Annotated in this window: 10 protein-coding genes and 1 pseudogene; 6 read left to right on the top strand and 5 right to left on the bottom strand. The window is 71.7% G+C overall.

The annotated features are described in order from the left end of the window. Nucleotides 1-89 precede the first annotated feature (89 nt). From ACWIF2_RS13100 to ACWIF2_RS13090, 3 genes are all read right to left on the bottom strand, one after another. Nucleotides 90-1,553: a glutamate synthase subunit beta gene (locus ACWIF2_RS13100; protein ID WP_454360246.1), complete on the bottom strand. Its 1,464-nt coding sequence runs from the start codon at nucleotides 1,551-1,553 to the stop codon at nucleotides 90-92. Beyond that, nucleotides 1,546-6,156 carry a glutamate synthase large subunit gene (gltB, locus tag ACWIF2_RS13095; RefSeq protein ID WP_454360266.1) on the bottom strand — a complete coding sequence of 1,537 codons (4,611 nt, stop codon included), beginning with the start codon at nucleotides 6,154-6,156 and terminating at the stop codon, nucleotides 1,546-1,548. Before gltB ends, ACWIF2_RS13100 begins: the two co-directional genes overlap by 8 nt. A gap of 384 nt (nucleotides 6,157-6,540) precedes the next feature. After that, complete coding sequence (locus ACWIF2_RS13090) at nucleotides 6,541-7,272, bottom strand: VIT1/CCC1 transporter family protein (RefSeq protein WP_454360245.1); 732 nt, start codon at nucleotides 7,270-7,272, stop codon at nucleotides 6,541-6,543. A 226-nt stretch (nucleotides 7,273-7,498) separates the two neighbouring features. Between ACWIF2_RS13090 and ACWIF2_RS13085 the strand changes: the two genes are divergently transcribed. The 6 genes and pseudogenes from ACWIF2_RS13085 to ACWIF2_RS13060 all read left to right on the top strand — a co-directional run bounded on the left by ACWIF2_RS13085 (nucleotide 7,499) and on the right by ACWIF2_RS13060 (nucleotide 14,352). Continuing rightward, nucleotides 7,499-8,515, top strand: a complete 1,017-nt coding sequence (locus ACWIF2_RS13085) for an ADP-ribosylglycohydrolase family protein (protein WP_454360244.1) — start codon at nucleotides 7,499-7,501, stop codon at nucleotides 8,513-8,515. A gap of 65 nt (nucleotides 8,516-8,580) precedes the next feature. Next, nucleotides 8,581-9,723, top strand: a complete 1,143-nt coding sequence (locus ACWIF2_RS13080) for an ADP-ribosylglycohydrolase family protein (protein WP_454360243.1) — start codon at nucleotides 8,581-8,583, stop codon at nucleotides 9,721-9,723. 7 nt (nucleotides 9,724-9,730) lie between these two features. Further along, complete coding sequence (locus ACWIF2_RS13075; protein WP_454360242.1) at nucleotides 9,731-10,900, top strand: ADP-ribosylglycohydrolase family protein; 1,170 nt, start codon at nucleotides 9,731-9,733, stop codon at nucleotides 10,898-10,900. Further along, a pseudogene (locus tag ACWIF2_RS13070) lies at nucleotides 10,888-12,335 on the top strand (ADP-ribosylglycohydrolase family protein). The gene ACWIF2_RS13075 and the pseudogene ACWIF2_RS13070 overlap by 13 nt, the downstream one beginning before the upstream one ends. Then, on the top strand, nucleotides 12,332-13,531 hold the full coding sequence (locus tag ACWIF2_RS13065) for a CaiB/BaiF CoA transferase family protein (protein ID WP_454360241.1): 1,200 nt from the start codon (nucleotides 12,332-12,334) through the stop codon (nucleotides 13,529-13,531). Before ACWIF2_RS13070 ends, ACWIF2_RS13065 begins: the two are co-directional and overlap by 4 nt. Beyond that, nucleotides 13,528-14,352, top strand: coding sequence for an HpcH/HpaI aldolase/citrate lyase family protein (locus ACWIF2_RS13060; RefSeq protein WP_454360240.1), 825 nt, complete (start codon nucleotides 13,528-13,530; stop codon nucleotides 14,350-14,352). Before ACWIF2_RS13065 ends, ACWIF2_RS13060 begins: the two co-directional genes overlap by 4 nt. Before the next feature lie 66 nt (nucleotides 14,353-14,418). On the opposite strand, the gene lgt is transcribed toward ACWIF2_RS13060, so the two are convergent. Both lgt and ACWIF2_RS13050 read right to left on the bottom strand, forming a co-directional pair. Further along, nucleotides 14,419-15,363, bottom strand: a complete 945-nt coding sequence (gene lgt, locus ACWIF2_RS13055; protein ID WP_454360239.1) for a prolipoprotein diacylglyceryl transferase — start codon at nucleotides 15,361-15,363, stop codon at nucleotides 14,419-14,421. An 84-nt stretch (nucleotides 15,364-15,447) separates the two neighbouring features. After that, nucleotides 15,448-16,224 (bottom strand): DsbA family protein, encoded by a 777-nt coding sequence (locus ACWIF2_RS13050; RefSeq protein WP_454360238.1) that lies wholly within the window; start codon nucleotides 16,222-16,224, stop codon nucleotides 15,448-15,450. Nucleotides 16,225-16,233: the final 9 nt, after the last annotated feature.

Genomic DNA, 16,233 nt, shown 5'->3' with positions numbered 1-16,233 from the left:
AGCGCCTGCCCGGTCGTCCGGTCGGGGACTGCAGGGCAGGCGCTATCTGTGTTCCGCACGCCTTTGTACGGGACGTACTGGGGTGCGCGTCAGACCATCAGCGCACGGTCCGTCGGGCGGATCGGGGCCGGCAGCTCGCTGACGCCCGTGAGGCGGCGGTCCACCCCGCGCGCGGCCGAGCGGCCCTCCGCGATCGCCCACACGATGAGCGACTGGCCACGGCCCGCGTCACCGGCGACGAACACGCCCGGCACGTTGGTCTGGAAGTCGGCGTCGCGGGCGATGTTGCCCCGCTCGTCGAGGTCCAGGCCGAACTGGTCGACCAGGCCGTTGTCGCGGTCGGTGCCGGTGAAGCCCATGGCGAGGGTGACCAGCTGGGCGGGGATCTTGCGCTCGGAGCCCGGCTTCGGGGTCAGCTTGCCGTCGATGAACTCCACCTCGGTGAGGTGCAGCCACTGGACGTTGCCGTCCTCGTCGCCCTCGAAGTGGGTCGTCGACACCGAGTAGACGCGGTCGCCGCCCTCCTCGTGGGCCGAGGTGACCTTGTACAGCATGGGGAAGGTCGGCCACGGCTGAGTGGCCGCGTTCCGCTCCTCGCCCGGGCGGGGCATGATCTCCAGCTGCGTGACGGAGGCCGCGCCCTGGCGGTGGGCGGTGCCCACGCAGTCCGCGCCGGTGTCGCCGCCGCCGATGACCACGACGTGCTTGCCCTCGGCCGTGATGGGGGGCGCCACGAAGTCGCCCTCCTGGACCTTGTTGGACAGGGGCAGGTACTCCATGGCCTGGTAGATGCCCTTGAGTTCGCGCCCGGGCACCGGCAGATCGCGGGCCGTGGTCGCGCCGACGGCCAGGACGACCGCGTCGTACCGCTTCCTCAGGTCCGTCGCCTTCAGGTCGCGGCCGATCTCGATGCCCGTGCGGAAGCGGGTGCCCTCCGCGCGCATCTGCTCGATACGGCGGTTGATGTGCCGCTTCTCCATCTTGAACTCGGGGATGCCGTAGCGGAGGAGGCCTCCGATGCGGTCGGCGCGCTCGTAGACGGCGACCGTGTGACCGGCCCGGGTCAGCTGCTGGGCGGCGGCGAGACCGGCCGGGCCCGAGCCGACGACCGCGACCGTCTTGCCGGACAGGCGCTCCGGGATCTGCGGGGCGACGTCCCCGGTCTCCCACGCCTTGTCGATGATCGAGACCTCGACGTTCTTGATGGTGACGGCCGGCTGGTTGATGCCGAGCACACACGCCGACTCACAGGGAGCGGGGCACAGACGGCCCGTGAACTCCGGGAAGTTGTTCGTCGCGTGCAGCCGCTCCGAGGCGGCGGCCCAGTCCTCGCGGTAGGCGTAGTCGTTCCACTCGGGGATGAGGTTCCCCAGCGGACAGCCGTTGTGGCAGAACGGGATGCCGCAGTCCATGCAGCGGCTGGCCTGCTTGCTGATGATGGGCAGCAGGGAGCCGGGGACGTAGACCTCGTTCCAGTCCTTGAGGCGCTCCTCGACCGGACGGGACTTGGCGACCTCGCGGCCGTGGTTCAGAAAGCCCTTCGGGTCAGCCATTGATCGCCGCCTCCATCATCTTCTCGTGGGTCTCGGTCTCGGAGAGACCGGCTCGCTCGGCGGCGTCCTTGGCGGCGAGCACTGCCTTGTACGTGCTGGGGATGATCCTGCTGAAGCGCTCGACGGCGGTGTCCCACTCGGCCAGGAGCTTCTCGGCGACGGTCGAGCCCGTCTCCTCCTGGTGGCGGCGGACCACGTCGTGCAGCCACTGCTTGTCGGTGTCGTCCAGCGGCTCGACGGCGTCCACGTTGCCGACGTTGACGTTGTCGCGGTCCAGGTCGATGACGTACGCGATACCGCCGGACATACCGGCCGCGAAGTTGCGGCCCGTCTCGCCGAGCACCACCGCGTGACCGCCGGTCATGTACTCGCAGCCGTGGTCGCCCACGCCCTCGGAGACGACCGTGGCGCCGGAGTTGCGGACGCAGAACCGCTCGCCGGTGCGACCGCGCAGGAACAGCTCGCCGCCGGTCGCGCCGTAGGCGATGGTGTTGCCCGCGATCGTCGAGTACTCGGCGAGGTGGTCGGCGCCCCGGTCCGGGCGGACGATCACCCGGCCGCCGGAGAGGCCCTTGCCGACGTAGTCGTTGGCGTCGCCCTCCAGGCGCAGCGTCACACCGCGCGGCACGAACGCGCCGAAGGACTGGCCGGCGGAACCGGTGAAGGTGATGTCGACGGTGTCGTCGGGCAGGCCCGCGCCGCCGAACTTCTTCGTCACCTCGTGGCCGAGCATGGTGCCGACCGTGCGGTTGATGTTGCGGATCTGCACCTGGGCGCGCACCGGCTGGGCCTCGGTGGCGTCCGAGGCGGACAGGGCGTCGGCGGCCAGCTTGATCAGCTGGTTGTCGAGCGCCTTCTCCAGACCGTGGTCCTGGGCGATCAGCTGGTGGCGGACCGCGCCCTCGGGCAGCTCGGGCACGTGGAACAGCGGCTCCAGGTCCAGGCCCTGTGCCTTCCAGTGGTCGACCGCGCGGGTGACGTCGAGGGCCTCGGCGTGGCCGACGGCCTCCTCGATGGAGCGGAAGCCCAGCTCGGCGAGGATCTCGCGGACCTCTTCGGCGATGTACTTGAAGAAGTTCACGACGTACTCGGCCTTGCCGGAGTAGCGCTCGCGCAGCGTCGGGTTCTGGGTGGCGATGCCGACCGGGCAGGTGTCCAGGTGGCAGACGCGCATCATGACGCAGCCGGAGACGACGAGCGGCGCGGTCGCGAAACCGAACTCCTCGGCGCCGAGCAGCGCGGCGATGACCACGTCACGGCCGGTCTTGAGCTGGCCGTCGGTCTGCACGACGATGCGGTCGCGCAGGCCGTTGAGCAGCAGCGTCTGCTGGGTCTCGGCCAGGCCGAGCTCCCAGGGACCGCCGGCGTGCTTGAGCGACGTCAGCGGCGAGGCGCCCGTGCCACCGTCGTGGCCGGAGATCAGGACGACGTCCGCGTGCGCCTTGGAGACACCCGCGGCGACCGTGCCGACGCCGACCTCGGAGACCAGCTTGACGTGAATCCGCGCCTGCGGGTTCGCGTTCTTCAGGTCGTGGATCAGCTGGGCCAGGTCCTCGATGGAGTAGATGTCGTGGTGCGGCGGCGGCGAGATGAGGCCGACGCCCGGCGTCGAGTGACGCGTCTTGGCGACCCACGGGTAGACCTTGTGGCCGGGCAGCTGGCCGCCCTCGCCGGGCTTGGCGCCCTGGGCCATCTTGATCTGGATGTCGTCCGCGTTGACCAGGTACTCGGAGGTCACACCGAAGCGGCCGGAGGCGACCTGCTTGATGGACGACCGGCGGGCCGGGTCGTACAGACGCTCCGGGTCCTCGCCGCCCTCACCGGTGTTGGACTTGCCGCCCAGCTGGTTCATGGCGATGGCGAGGGTCTCGTGCGCCTCCTGGGAGATGGAGCCGTACGACATGGCGCCCGTCGAGAACCGCTTGACGATCTCGGAGACCGGCTCGACCTCGTCGATGGAGATGGGCTGCCGGCCCTCGGTCTTGAAGCCGAACAGGCCGCGCAGCGTCATCAGCCGCTCGGACTGCTCGTTCACGCGCTCGGTGTACTTCTTGAAGATGTCGTAGCGGCCGGCGCGCGTGGAGTGCTGGAGGCGGAAGACCGTGTCCGGGTCGAACAGGTGCGGCTCGCCCTCACGGCGCCACTGGTACTCGCCGCCTATCTCCAGCGCGCGGTGCGCCGGGGCGATGCCGGAGGCCGGGTAGGCCTTGGCGTGGCGGGCGGCGACCTCCTTGGCGATGACGTCGATGCCGACGCCGCCGATCTTGGTGGCCGTGCCGTTGAAGTACTTCTCGACGAAGGTCTCGTCCAGGCCGACGGCCTCGAAGACCTGGGCGCCTCGGTAGGAGGCGACGGTCGAGATGCCCATCTTGGACATGACCTTCAGCACGCCCTTGCCAAGGGCGTAGATGAGGTTGCGGATGGCCTTCTCGGACTCGATGCCGGGCAGGAAGGTGCCGGCGCGGACCAGGTCCTCGACGGACTCCATCGCCAGGTACGGGTTGACGGCGGCGGCGCCGTAGCCGATGAGCAGGGCGACGTGGTGGACCTCGCGGACGTCACCGGCCTCGACCAGCAGGCCCACCTGGGTGCGCTGCTTGGTGCGGATGAGGTGGTGGTGGACGGCAGCGGTGAGCAGCAGCGACGGGATCGGCGCGTGCTCGGCGTCCGAGTGGCGGTCCGACAGGACGATCAGCCGGGCGCCGTTCTCTATCGCGGCGTCGGCCTCGGCGCAGATCTCCTCGATGCGCGCGGCCAGGGTGTCACCACCGCCGTGCACCCGGTACAGGCCGGACAGCGTCGCGGCCTTGAAGCCGGGCATGTCGCCGTCGGCGTTGATGTGGATGAGCTTGGCCAGCTCGTCGTTGTCGATGACCGGGAAGGGCAGCACGACACTGCGGCAGGAGGCCGCGTGCGGGTCGAGCAGGTTGCCCTGAGGGCCCAGCGAGGAGCGCAGCGAGGTGACGAGCTCCTCGCGGATCGCGTCCAGCGGCGGGTTGGTGACCTGCGCGAACAGCTGGGTGAAGTAGTCGAAGAGCAGGCGCGGGCGGTCCGAGAGCGCCGCGATCGGCGAGTCGGTGCCCATCGAGCCGATCGGCTCGGCACCGGCCTTGGCCATCGGCGCGACGAGGACGCGCAGCTCCTCCTCGGTGTAACCGAAGGTCTGCTGGCGGCGGGTGACCGAGGCGTGGGTGTGGACGATGTGCTCGCGCTCGGGCAGGTCGCCCAGCTCGATCTCGCCGGCCTCCAGCCACTCCGCGTACGGGTTCTCGGCGGCGAGCTCGGCCTTGATCTCGTCGTCCTCGATGATGCGGTGCTCGGCGGTGTCCACGAGGAACATGCGGCCGGGCTGCAGGCGGCCCTTGCGGACGACCTTGGCCGGGTCGATGTCCAGGACGCCGACCTCGGAGCCGAGGACGACGAGGCCGTCGTCGGTGACCCAGTAGCGGCCGGGGCGCAGACCGTTGCGGTCGAGCACCGCGCCGACCTGGGTGCCGTCGGTGAAGGTGACACAGGCCGGGCCGTCCCAGGGCTCCATCATCGTGGAGTGGAACTGGTAGAAGGCGCGCCGGGCCGGGTCCATGGAGTCGTGGTTCTCCCACGCCTCCGGGATCATCATCAGCACGGAGTGCGGCAGGGAACGGCCGCCCAGGTGCAGGAGTTCGAGGACCTCGTCGAAGGAGGCGGAATCGGAGGCGTCCGGCGTACAGACCGGGAAGATCCGCTCGAGGGCCTTGTCGTCCGACCCGAACAGGTCGGAGACCAGCTGCGACTCGCGGGCGACCATCCAGTTGCGGTTGCCCTTGACGGTGTTGATCTCACCGTTGTGCGCGACGAAGCGGTAGGGGTGGGCCAGCGGCCACGACGGGAAGGTGTTCGTCGAGAACCGGGAGTGCACGAGCGCGACCGCGGAGGCGAACCGGCGGTCGGACAGGTCCGGGAAGAAGGGCTCGAGCTGGCCGGTGGTCAGCATGCCCTTGTAGACGATGGTCCGCGCGGACAGCGACGGGAAGTACACACCGGCCTCGCGCTCGGCGCGCTTGCGCAGCACGAAGGCCTTGCGGTCGAGGGCGATACCCGTCGAGGGCACCGCGGCACCGTCTCCGACGAAGATCTGGCGGAAGACCGGCATGGTCGACCGGGCGGTGGCGCCCAGCAGCTGGGGAGCGACCGGCACCTCGCGCCAGCCGAGCACGGTGAGGCCCTCCTCGGACGCGATCGTCTCGATCTTCGAGACGGCGTCGGCGGTGGAGTCCTCCGGCAGGAAGGCGATACCGACGGCGTATCCGCCGGCCTCGGGCAGCTCGAATCCGGCCACGTCACGGAAGAAGGCGTCCGGGACCTGCGACAGGATGCCGGCGCCGTCGCCGGAGTCGGGCTCGGAGCCGGTGGCACCGCGGTGTTCGAGGTTGCGCAGGACGGTCAGGGCCTGCTCGACCAGGGTGTGGGACGCCTCGCCTGTGAGGGTGGCGACGAAGCCGACGCCACAGGCGTCGTGCTCGTTGCGGGGGTCGTACATACCCTGCGCAGCAGGGCGAGCATCCATGAACGACCAGTTCTGGCCATTCGCGGAGTGCTGGGACGGCTGGCGCGGCGTACGCATCGGCTCTCCCGTCGTCGTCATGTGGCATATGCAAGGTGCCGAGGGACGACGCTGGCCCTCTGCGTGATCGCAAAATTTCGTGCAGGTTACATGATGGAGCGGTTCTCGGGAAGCGGGATAATCCGTTCCAGCATGCGGACACCGCAGGTACACGGTGGGGGTTCCGCGCCGACGGTGGAAGCTATGGGGAGCCAGTACGGAACGACCGGGTGAGATCGATGCCCGTCGGGCCCGATGGCGGAAAAGGCGTCTTCGCCCCTCCCGCTGGGGGTGCGCGGCGAGCGTCATTGCCCGCAGCGCTTACGGCTCATGCCCCGTGGTTGCACATCCGAAACCAGCGAGTAACGGCTACTTATACGGCCCAACGCATAAGTCCGAGCCGAGCTATCCTACGGCCGTTCCGAACAAGGCGCCCAGGGCGTACGTCACACCGGCCGCCGCGCCACCGAGGAACAGCTGCCGCAGCCCGCTGTACCACCAGGTGCGTGCCGTCACCTTGGCCACCACCGCGCCGCACAGGAAAAGCCCCAGCAGCGCCAGCAGCACCGCGGGCCACAGGGTGCTCGCACCCAGCAGATACGGCAGTACGGGGATCAGCGCGCCCAGCGCGAATGAGCCGAAGCTCGACACCGCGGCCACGGTGGGCGAGGGCAGATCACTCGGGTCGATACCCAGCTCCTCCCGGGCATGGATCTCAAGGGCCTGCTCCGGATCCTTCGACAGCTGCCGGGCGACCTCGTCGGCCAGCTTCGGCTCGACCCCTCTCGACCGGTAGAGCGCGGCGAGCTCGGCCTCCTCGTCCTGCGGGTGCTTGCGCAGCTCACGCCGCTCCACGTTCAGCTCGGCCTCGACGAGCTCGCGCTGCGAGGCCACCGAGGTGTACTCGCCTGCGGCCATGGAGAAGGCGCCGGCGGCCAGACCCGCGAGTCCGGTCAGGACGACGGTCTGCTGACTTACGGCCCCGCCCGCGACACCGGTCATCAGGGCCAGGTTGGAGACGAGGCCGTCCATGGCGCCGAACACCGCGGGACGCAGCCAGCCGCCGTTCACGTCCCGGTGCGTGTGGTTGTCCCGGTGCGCCTCGTGCAGCGTCGCCTCGGTCTCGATGATGGCCATGAAAGATCCCCGATTTCCTTGCTCAACGGCTTCTTTGGACGAGTTCCAGATTTTTACAACACCCAAAGTACGCCGTGAATTCCGGCGCCGCCAGCAAGGAAAGGCTGCGCTAACCTGCGGCTTTACCCTTTTCCGCTCACTTGATCATGACCCCGCGCAGATGTCGACCGGGTGATGCTGTGGCTCCCGAGGCTCGGGGCGGTCGCCGGAGTGGGACACATGCCGTATGGCATCGATCGCCTGCATCCCCTCCGTCCCGGCGCCCGGGGACGCCGCCGGACTCCGCGAACGGGCACGGGGCGCGCTGCTGGGCCTGGCCGTCGGTGACGCCCTCGGGGCCCCGGCCGAGAACATGAAGCCCTCCGAGATCCGCGCCCGGTGGGGCCGCATCACCGGCTACGTCTCTGATAACCCGTCGGGCACGGACGACACCGAGTACGCGATCTTCTCCGGCCTCCTCCTGGCCCGGCACGGCTCGGCACTCACGCCGGCGCATGTGGAGGCGGCCTGGCACGAGTGGATCGCCGACCGCGACGAGGGCCCCTTCCGGGGCGCCGGCTTCAGCGAACGCGGCACGCTGGAGAACCTCCGCCGAGGACTCGCCGCGCCCATCTCCGCCCAGCACCGGCATGCCTGGAGCGACGGCCTGGCCATGCGCGCGGCCCCCTTCGGGGTGTTCGCGGCGGGCCGCCCGGCGGAAGCGGCCCGTCTGGTGGCGATCGACGGCTCGGTGAGCCACGACGGCGAGGGCATCTACGGCGGCCAGGCGGTGGCGGCGGGTGTGGCGGCGGCGATGGCGGGCGCCCCGCCGATCGCGGTGGTGGCCGCCGCGCTCGCGGTCGTGCCCGACGACTCGTGGACGGCCCGCTGTCTGCGCCGGGCGGTGGCGGTGGCCCACCGCGGCGAACGCGCGGTCCGCTCCGCGGTCGTCATCGGCGGCTACCCCTGGACCGACCTGGCCCCCGAGGCGGTCGCCCTCGCCTTCGGCGCGTACGCGGCGGCCGACGGCGACTTCGAGCAGTCCGTCCTGACAGCGGTGAACATGGGCCGCGACGCGGACACGACGGCGGCGGTGGCGGGTGCCCTGGCGGGCGCGACACGGGGCGTCTCGGCGATCCCGCAGGCCTGGACCACCCCCATCGGCCCGGTCCGCGGCCGATGCCTCCCGGCGATGGCGGGCTACCACGTGGTGGACGTGGCGGACCTGCTGACAGCGGACAGCGAGACGGAGGTACGAGCATGACCCCCCTGGCACCACCGTCAGCCGCCGACGGCGAAGACGCCCCACGGGAGACCAGGACCCCTCGGGTGACAGTTACGGGCAGTGCGCGGGCGGAAGACAAAAAGGCCGAAGGCCTCCTGCTCGGCCTCGCCGCCGGAGACGCCGCCGGCTGGCCCGCCGCCCGTCACAGAGCCGCCCGCATGCCCGACTGGACCCGCCGCCTCACCCGCGAACTGGACACCTTCGCCGAACACAACGCCACCACCACCCTCCCCGTCCCCATCGCCCTCAACCAACCCCCCGAACCCCTCCGCCTCGGCCCCTCCGACGACGCCGAATGGGCGGCCTTCGCCGCCGAGGCCCTCCTCCGCGCCGGCGACGACACCGTCCTGAACGACCTCAGCCGGGAACGCCGCACCCGCGCCGCGATCGACCTCACCTGGAACGCCATCGCCAGCGAGGTCGCCGCCGCGACGGACCGCGCCCCCGAGATCGAGTCCGCCGTCCTCCCCCTGCGCGCCCGCATCTCCGTCCGCGCCGGCCTCGGCAACCTCGCCACCGGCCTGCGACCGCCCGCCACCGGCCACGACAACCCGCACTACTTCGACGACGCGGCCTGCGTACGTGCCTGCGTCCTGGCCATGGCCCACCCGGGCGACCCCGGCCGCGCCGCCGCCCTCGCCGAGTTCGACGCCCGCTACACCCAGGACGGCGACGGCGTGCACGGCGCCCGCGCGATGGCGGCGGCCCTTGCCCTCGCCCTGGCCGGGGCGAACGTCGACGCCTGTGTCACGGCGGCCCTCGCCGAACTCCCCGAGGAGACGGAGATCGGCCGCAACGCCCGGCACGCACTGCGTCTCGCCGCCGCGGCGGACAGCGCCTTCGCCCTGGTCCCGCACCTGGAACACCAGATCGTCGACCACGTCTACAGCTACGGCATCGCCGCCGCCGAAACGGTGCCGGTCGCCCTCGCCCTGGCCACCGCCGCCCGCGGCCGCATCACGGAGGCGGTCCCGGCGGCGGCCTGTCTGTCCCGGGTCGCGGACTCCGCCCCGGCCCTGGCGGGCGCCCTCACCGGCGCGCTGGGCGGCGGCGCATCGATCCCGACCTCCTGGCGGGAGACCTGCCGCACGCTCTCCGGCTGCGTCCTGCCCCGCCTCACCGGCACCGACCTCGTGGAACTCGCCGAACTCCTGGAAGCCGCACAACCGTCCCGCCCAGGTGGATGATGCGGCCATGAAGCCCAAATCCCACCAAAACGCCCCACTGGACGAGCGGATCACCGGTGCCCTGGTAGGAGCCGCCGTCGGCGACGCCCTCGGCGGCCCCGTCGAGGGCTACTCACCCGAGCAGATCCTGGAACGCCACGGCGGCCGCGTCCACGGCATCGTCGGCCCCTGGCACGGCGACGCCTGGCGCACGGCCCGCCCCCTCGCCCCGTACCACAAGGGCGACGGCCACGTCACCGACGACACCTTGATGACCCACGCCCTGGTCCGCGTCTACGCCCGGGTCCGCGACCACCTGGACGCCTACGCGGTCGCCGACCACCTGGTCCCCGACCTGATGACCGAGCCACGCTGGATCCCGGAACTGGAGACCGAGGCCCTCCCCCTCCAACGGATCTTCCTGGCCGAGAAATGGCTGGTGACGAGAATCCACTACGGCCATGCCGACCCGCGCGAGGCCGGCACCGGCAACATCGTCAACTGCGGCGCGGCGATGTACATGGCCCCGGTCGGCCTGGTCAACGCGGCCGACCCCCGTGCCGCCTACGCCGAGGCCCTCGACATCGCGGGCGCGCACCAGTCGTCGTACGGCCGTGAGGCGGCGGGCGTCCTGGCCGCGGCGGTCGCGGCGGCGTGCACGCCCGGGGCGACCCCGGACTCGGTAGTCTCGACGTGCCTCTCCCTCGCGAAGGACGGCACCCGCACCGCCATCGAGCGGGTCTGTGAGGAGGCCTCCCGGCACACGGACTTCGAGTCGGCGCTACGCCCCCTGCGCGAGGCGGTGGCCCCCTACGACACGGTCGGCCCCGACTACCGGTCCCCCTCCCTCGGCGCCCGCCGCCCTTCCCGACTGCACGCGATCGAGGAACTACCCGTAGCCCTGGGCATGTTGCTCGTGGCCCGGGGCGACTACCGTCACGCGGTCCTCGGCGCGGTGAACTACGGCCGTGACTGCGACTCCATCGCCACGATGGCAGGGGCCATCGCCGGCGCCCTCGGCTCGCCGATCCCCCAGGACTGGTCCAAGACGGTCGCGGAGGCCAGCCGCCTGGACCTCTGGGAACCGGCTACGACCCTCACCGCCGTCGCCCGCGAGATCTTCGCCCGGGACGTGTCCCGCCGTCGCGCCCACGAAGAGGCGTTCGCGTCCCTCGGAGGCCCGGAATGCTCCGACTGACCTGGGTCCAGCCGGAGGACCTGATCGGCCACGAACTCCGCCAGGCATCCCAGGACGGCCGCGAGCCGAAGGCGATCGCGGCCCGCTGGCGAGCGGCAGGCGGCCCGGAGGCCCCCCTCGCGGCAGGCGCGTCCCCGACCCCGGCGTCCCGCTACCTCCGCCAGCTGGCAGAGGACCTCCTGGACGAACTGGCGGACCTGCCGAGCGCCTTGGCCGACGACGAACCAACGGACCTGGAGGAGATCAGACGCCTGTGCCCGAACTGGCCGACAGCCTACGACCCGCTTAGCTGCGGGCAATCGTGCCGCTGGGGCGGCACGGGTGGGCGCAGCGGCACCCCGCCAGCGCGGGCGAGCGCCCCAACCCCGACCCCGGCCACCACCCCGCAGCGCCTGGAAGCCGCCTGGCTCGGCCGCGCCGTGGGCTGCCTCCTGGGCAAGCCAGTAGAAAAGCTCCCCCTGGAAGCCATCCGCCAGTTGGCCAAGTCCACCGGCAACTGGCCCCTCACCACCTACTTCACAGCCCGAGGCGTCCCCCAAGACCTCCTCACCGCACACCCCTGGAACCGCCGCTCGGCGACCACCTCCCTCGCCGAGAACATCGACGGCATGCCCGAGGACGACGACCTCAACTACCCCTCCTCAACCTCCTCGTCCTCCAACGCCACGGCAGCGCCTTCACCACCACGGACGTGGCCCGCACCTGGCTCGACGAACTCCCCGCCGGCCGCACCTTCACCGCCGAGCGCATCGCCTACCGCAATCTCCTCTCCGGCCTGGAACCCCCGCACACCGCTCGCCACCGCAACCCGTTCCGCGAATGGATCGGCGCCCTGATCCGCGCCGACGTCCACGGCTGGACCCACCCCGGCGACCCGGCCGCCGCCGCGGAGCAGGCCCACCGCGACGCCACGCTCACCCACACCGCCAACGGCGTCTACGCGGCTATGTTCGCGGCAGCCACCCTCGCGACCGCCGCGACGGGCGAACACGACATCCACGCCTGCCTGCGCACCGGCCTCACCGTCGTCCCCCCACGCTCCCGCCTCGCCCGAGCCGTCCGCCACGCCGTCCGACTGGCCCAGGAGCACAGCGACTTCGACACGGTCGTCGACGCACTGCACGCCACCCACGCGGACACCCACCACTGGGTGCACGCCGTCCCCAACACCGCCCTGATCGCCGCCGCCCTCACCCACGCGAACGGCGACTTCACCGGGTCCATCTGCCGTGCCGTGAGCGGCGGTTGGGACACCGACTCCAACGGCGCGACGGCCGGCAGCGTCGCCGGTCTGCTGGCCGGGCACCCCGCGGCGCTCCCCGACCGCTGGACGGCCCCGTTGAAGAACCGTCTCGCCACATCCATCGGCGACTTCGACGGCATCGGCTTCGACGCACTCGCCCACCTCACGCACCGGGAGACCCACCGCCCATGACCGCCGCCACGACCGCTCCCCTCACCGGCCTCCGCGTCCTCGACCTCGCCACCCTCTTCGCCGGCCCGCTCGCCGCGACCCTGCTCGGCGACTTCGGCGCGGAGGTCGTCAAGGTCGAGCACCCGTCGAAACCGGACCCCTCCCGCGGCCACGGACCGTCGAAGGACGGCATCGGCCTGTGGTGGAAGACGCTCGGCCGCAACAAGCGCACCATCACCCTGGACCTGTCGAAACCGGGCGGCCGCACCACCCTCCTGCGCCTCGCCGCCACGGCCGACGTGGTCATCGAGAACTTCCGCCCCGGCACCCTGGAGAAGTGGGACCTGGGCTGGCCGGAACTGTCGGCCGCCAACCCCCGCCTGGTCCTGGCCCGCGTCACCGCCTTCGGCCAGTTCGGCCCCTACGCGCACCGCCCCGGCTTCGGCACCCTCGCCGAGGCGATGAGCGGCTTCGCCGCGATCACCGGCGAACCGGACGCGCCCCCGACCCTGCCGCCGTTCGGCCTGGCCGACTCCATCGCGGGCCTGACGACGGCGTACGCGGTGATGACCGCGCTGGCGGCACGCGAGCGCACCGGCGAGGGCCAGGTCGTCGACATGGCCCTGATCGAACCGATCCTGGCCGCCCTCGGCCCCCAGCCCCTCTGGTACGACCAGCTCGGCCACGTCCAGCCCCGCACCGGCAACCGCTCCCCCAACAACGCCCCGCGCGGCGTCTACCGCACGGCGGACGGCACCTGGGTCGCGGTCTCGACGTCGGCCCAGTCGGTCGCGGAGCGCGTGATGCACCTGGTCGGCCGCCCGGAGCTGATCGACGAGCCGTGGTTCGCCACGGGCGCCGACCGGGCCGGCCACGCCGACCTCCTGGACGAGGCCGTCGGCTCCTGGATCGCCGCGCGCACCCGCACGGACGTCCTGGCGGCCTTCGAGAAGGCGGAGGCGGCGGTGGCCCCGGTCCAGGACGTCCGGGACGTGATGGCGGATCCGCAGTACCAGGCCCTGAACACCATCACCACGGTCGACGACCCGGAACTGGGCCCCCTGCGCATGCAGAACGTCCTCTTCCGTCTCTCCGCGACGCCCGGCGCGATCCGCTGGGCCGGCCGCCCGCACGGCGCCGACACGGACGAGGTCCTGACCGAGCTGGGCCTGTCCCCGGCCGACGTCACGGCGCTGCGCGCGGAGGGCGCCCTATGACGGCGGCCTACCCGCTCACCTGGCTGTACGCCCCGGGCGACCGCCCACAGGTGGTGGCGAAGGCGCTCGTCTGCGGCGCCGACATCGTCGTCGTCGACCTGGAGGACGCGGTCGCCCAGGACCGCAAGGCCTACGCCCGCGCCGCCACCGCCGACCTGCTCGGCGACCTGCCGCCGGTCCCGGTCCACGTCCGCGTCAACGCCCTGGACACCCCGTGGGCCGCGCCCGACATCGCGGCCGTGTCCCGCGCTCCCGGCCTCTGCGCCCTGCGATTCCCCAAGATCACCTCGCCCGCGGAGGTCGTGCGGATCGCCGAGCGCGCCGTCCCTCCTGGGCTGCCCCTGTACGCCCTCCTGGAGACGGCCCTCGGTGTGGAACAGGCGTACGCCGTCGCCACGGCCCATCCGTCCCTGCGGGGCATCGCGCTCGGAGAGGCGGACCTGCGGGCCGACCTGGGCGTACGGGACGACGCGGGTCTCGACTGGTCCCGCTCCCGGGTGATCGTGGCCGCCCGGGCGGCCGGCCTGCCCCCGCCGGCGCAGTCGGTCCACCCGGACGTCCGCGATCTGGCGGGCCTGGCCGCCTCCTGCGCCCACGGCCGTGCCCTGGGCTTCCTGGGCCGCGCCGCGATCCACCCCCGTCAGCTGCCGGTCATCGAACAGGCCTATCTGCCGACCGCGGAGGAGATCGAGGAGGCGGAGACGATCCTCAAGGCGGCGGCGACGCAGCAGGGCGCCCAGGCTCTCCCGGACGGGAGCTTCGTCGACGCGGCGGTGGTGACGGCGGCCCAGCGCACCCTGTCCCTGGCCCGCCGCCGCTGAGACACACCGAGGGCGCCCGGAACATCTCCGGGCGCCCTCGGTCACACGTACGGGTACGGCGGACGGTCAGGTCTTCTTGGCCGACCCGGCCCCGTCCTTGGCCTCGTCGTCCGTGGCCTCGCCCTCGGCCTCGCCGTCCTCGTCGGCGGCGTCATCGGTCTTCTCGCCCTTGTCGGCTTCACCGACGGAGGCCTGCGCACCGGGCTCCACGACCTCTTCCCTGCCGGGGCTCTTCTTCGACGAGATCACCAGGTAGGCGACCGCGAGCAGGAACACGAAGATCGCGGTCCACACGTTCAGCCGGAGGCCCAGGATGTGGTGGGCGTCGTCGACGCGCATGTACTCGATCCAGCCGCGCCCCGCGCAGTACGCGGCGACGTACAGCGCGAACGCCCGCCCGTGGCCGAGCCGGAAGCGGCGGTCGGCCCAGATGACCAGGACCGCGACGCCGATGCACCACAGCGACTCGTACAGGAACGTCGGGTGGTAGGTGCCCGGCACCCGCCCGTCCGCCGAGGACGTGATCTCCAGGGCCCACGGCAGGTCGGTCGGCTTGCCGTACAGCTCCTGGTTGAACCAGTTGCCCCAGCGGCCGATGGCCTGTGCGAGGGCGATACCGGGGGCGACGGCGTCGGCGTAGGCCGGCATCGGGATGCCCCGGCGGCGGCAGCCGATCCACGCGCCCAGCGCACCCAGCGCGATCGCGCCCCAGATGCCGAGACCGCCCTCCCAGATCTTGAAGGCGTCCACCCAGTCACGGCCCTCGCTGAAGTACAGCTCGTAGTCCGTGATCACGTGGTAGAGCCGGCCGCCGACCAGGCCGAAGGGCACGGCCCAGACCGCGATGTCGGCCACCGTGCCGGCCCGCCCGCCCCGGGCGATCCAGCGCTTGTTGCCGAGCCAGACGGCAACGAAGACGCCGATGATGATGCAGAACGCGTAGCCGCGCAGCGGAATGGGGCCGAGGTACAGCACCCCGCGCGACGGGCTGGGAATGAAGGCAAGTTCCATGGCAAGGTCGACGCTACCCTGCCGCACCGGGCCCACGGCAGGCAGCCCGGCTACGGGTCCATAACGGGGGCGTGAGAAAAGCCTTTACCCCTTGTTCGCCTCCAGCACCATCTTCTTCAGCTTCGCCGGGGTCATCGCCCGGTCCTGGTAGATGTTCTCGCCCTTGAACAGCACGGTCGGCGTGCCCGAGAAGCCGCCCTTGTTGAACGCCTCGTGGGACTTGGCGACCCAGCCGTTGTGCGTGCCGTTCTGCACGCACTTGCGGAAGGCGGGGGTGTCCAGGCCGTCGACCTTGCCGGCCAGCTCGATCAGCTTGTCGTTGTCGGCGTAGGCGTCGTCGACCTCGGGGGGCTGGTTGTCGAAGAGCACGTCGTGGTACGCGGGGTACTTCCCGGCGTCCTGGGCGCAGGCCGCGGCGTTGGCCGCGTTGCGGGAGCCGGTGCCGCCCATGTTGCCGTCGATGAGGGTGACCAGGTGGTACTCCACCTTCAGCGCACCGGCCTCGGTCAGCTCGTGGATCACCGGCCGGTACGTCGTCTCGAAGGACTTGCAGGCCGGGCAGCGGAAGTCCTCCCACACCGTGAGCGTGGACTTGGCGCTGTCCTTGCCGACCGGGATGGCGAGGCCGTCCTTGCCCTGTGCTCCCGAGGGAGCCACGACCGGGCCCGACGCCTCGCTTTCGTCCTCCTTGCCGGCGTTGGCGGCGACGACGCCGATCACCGCCGCGAGCCCCAGGACGGCGACGACGGCCCCGCCCACGATCAGTGCGCGCCGGCGCTTGTCCGCGGACTTCTGCTTCTCGCGCTCGACCGCCAGCTTCTCCCGGGCGGTGCGCTTTCCCTCACGGTTCTTCTCGCTCACACCCCGGAA

It is taken from the genome of Streptomyces sp. NPDC055506, from assembly GCF_053643595.1.
This window is presented reverse-complemented; position numbering and strand designations above follow the sequence as displayed.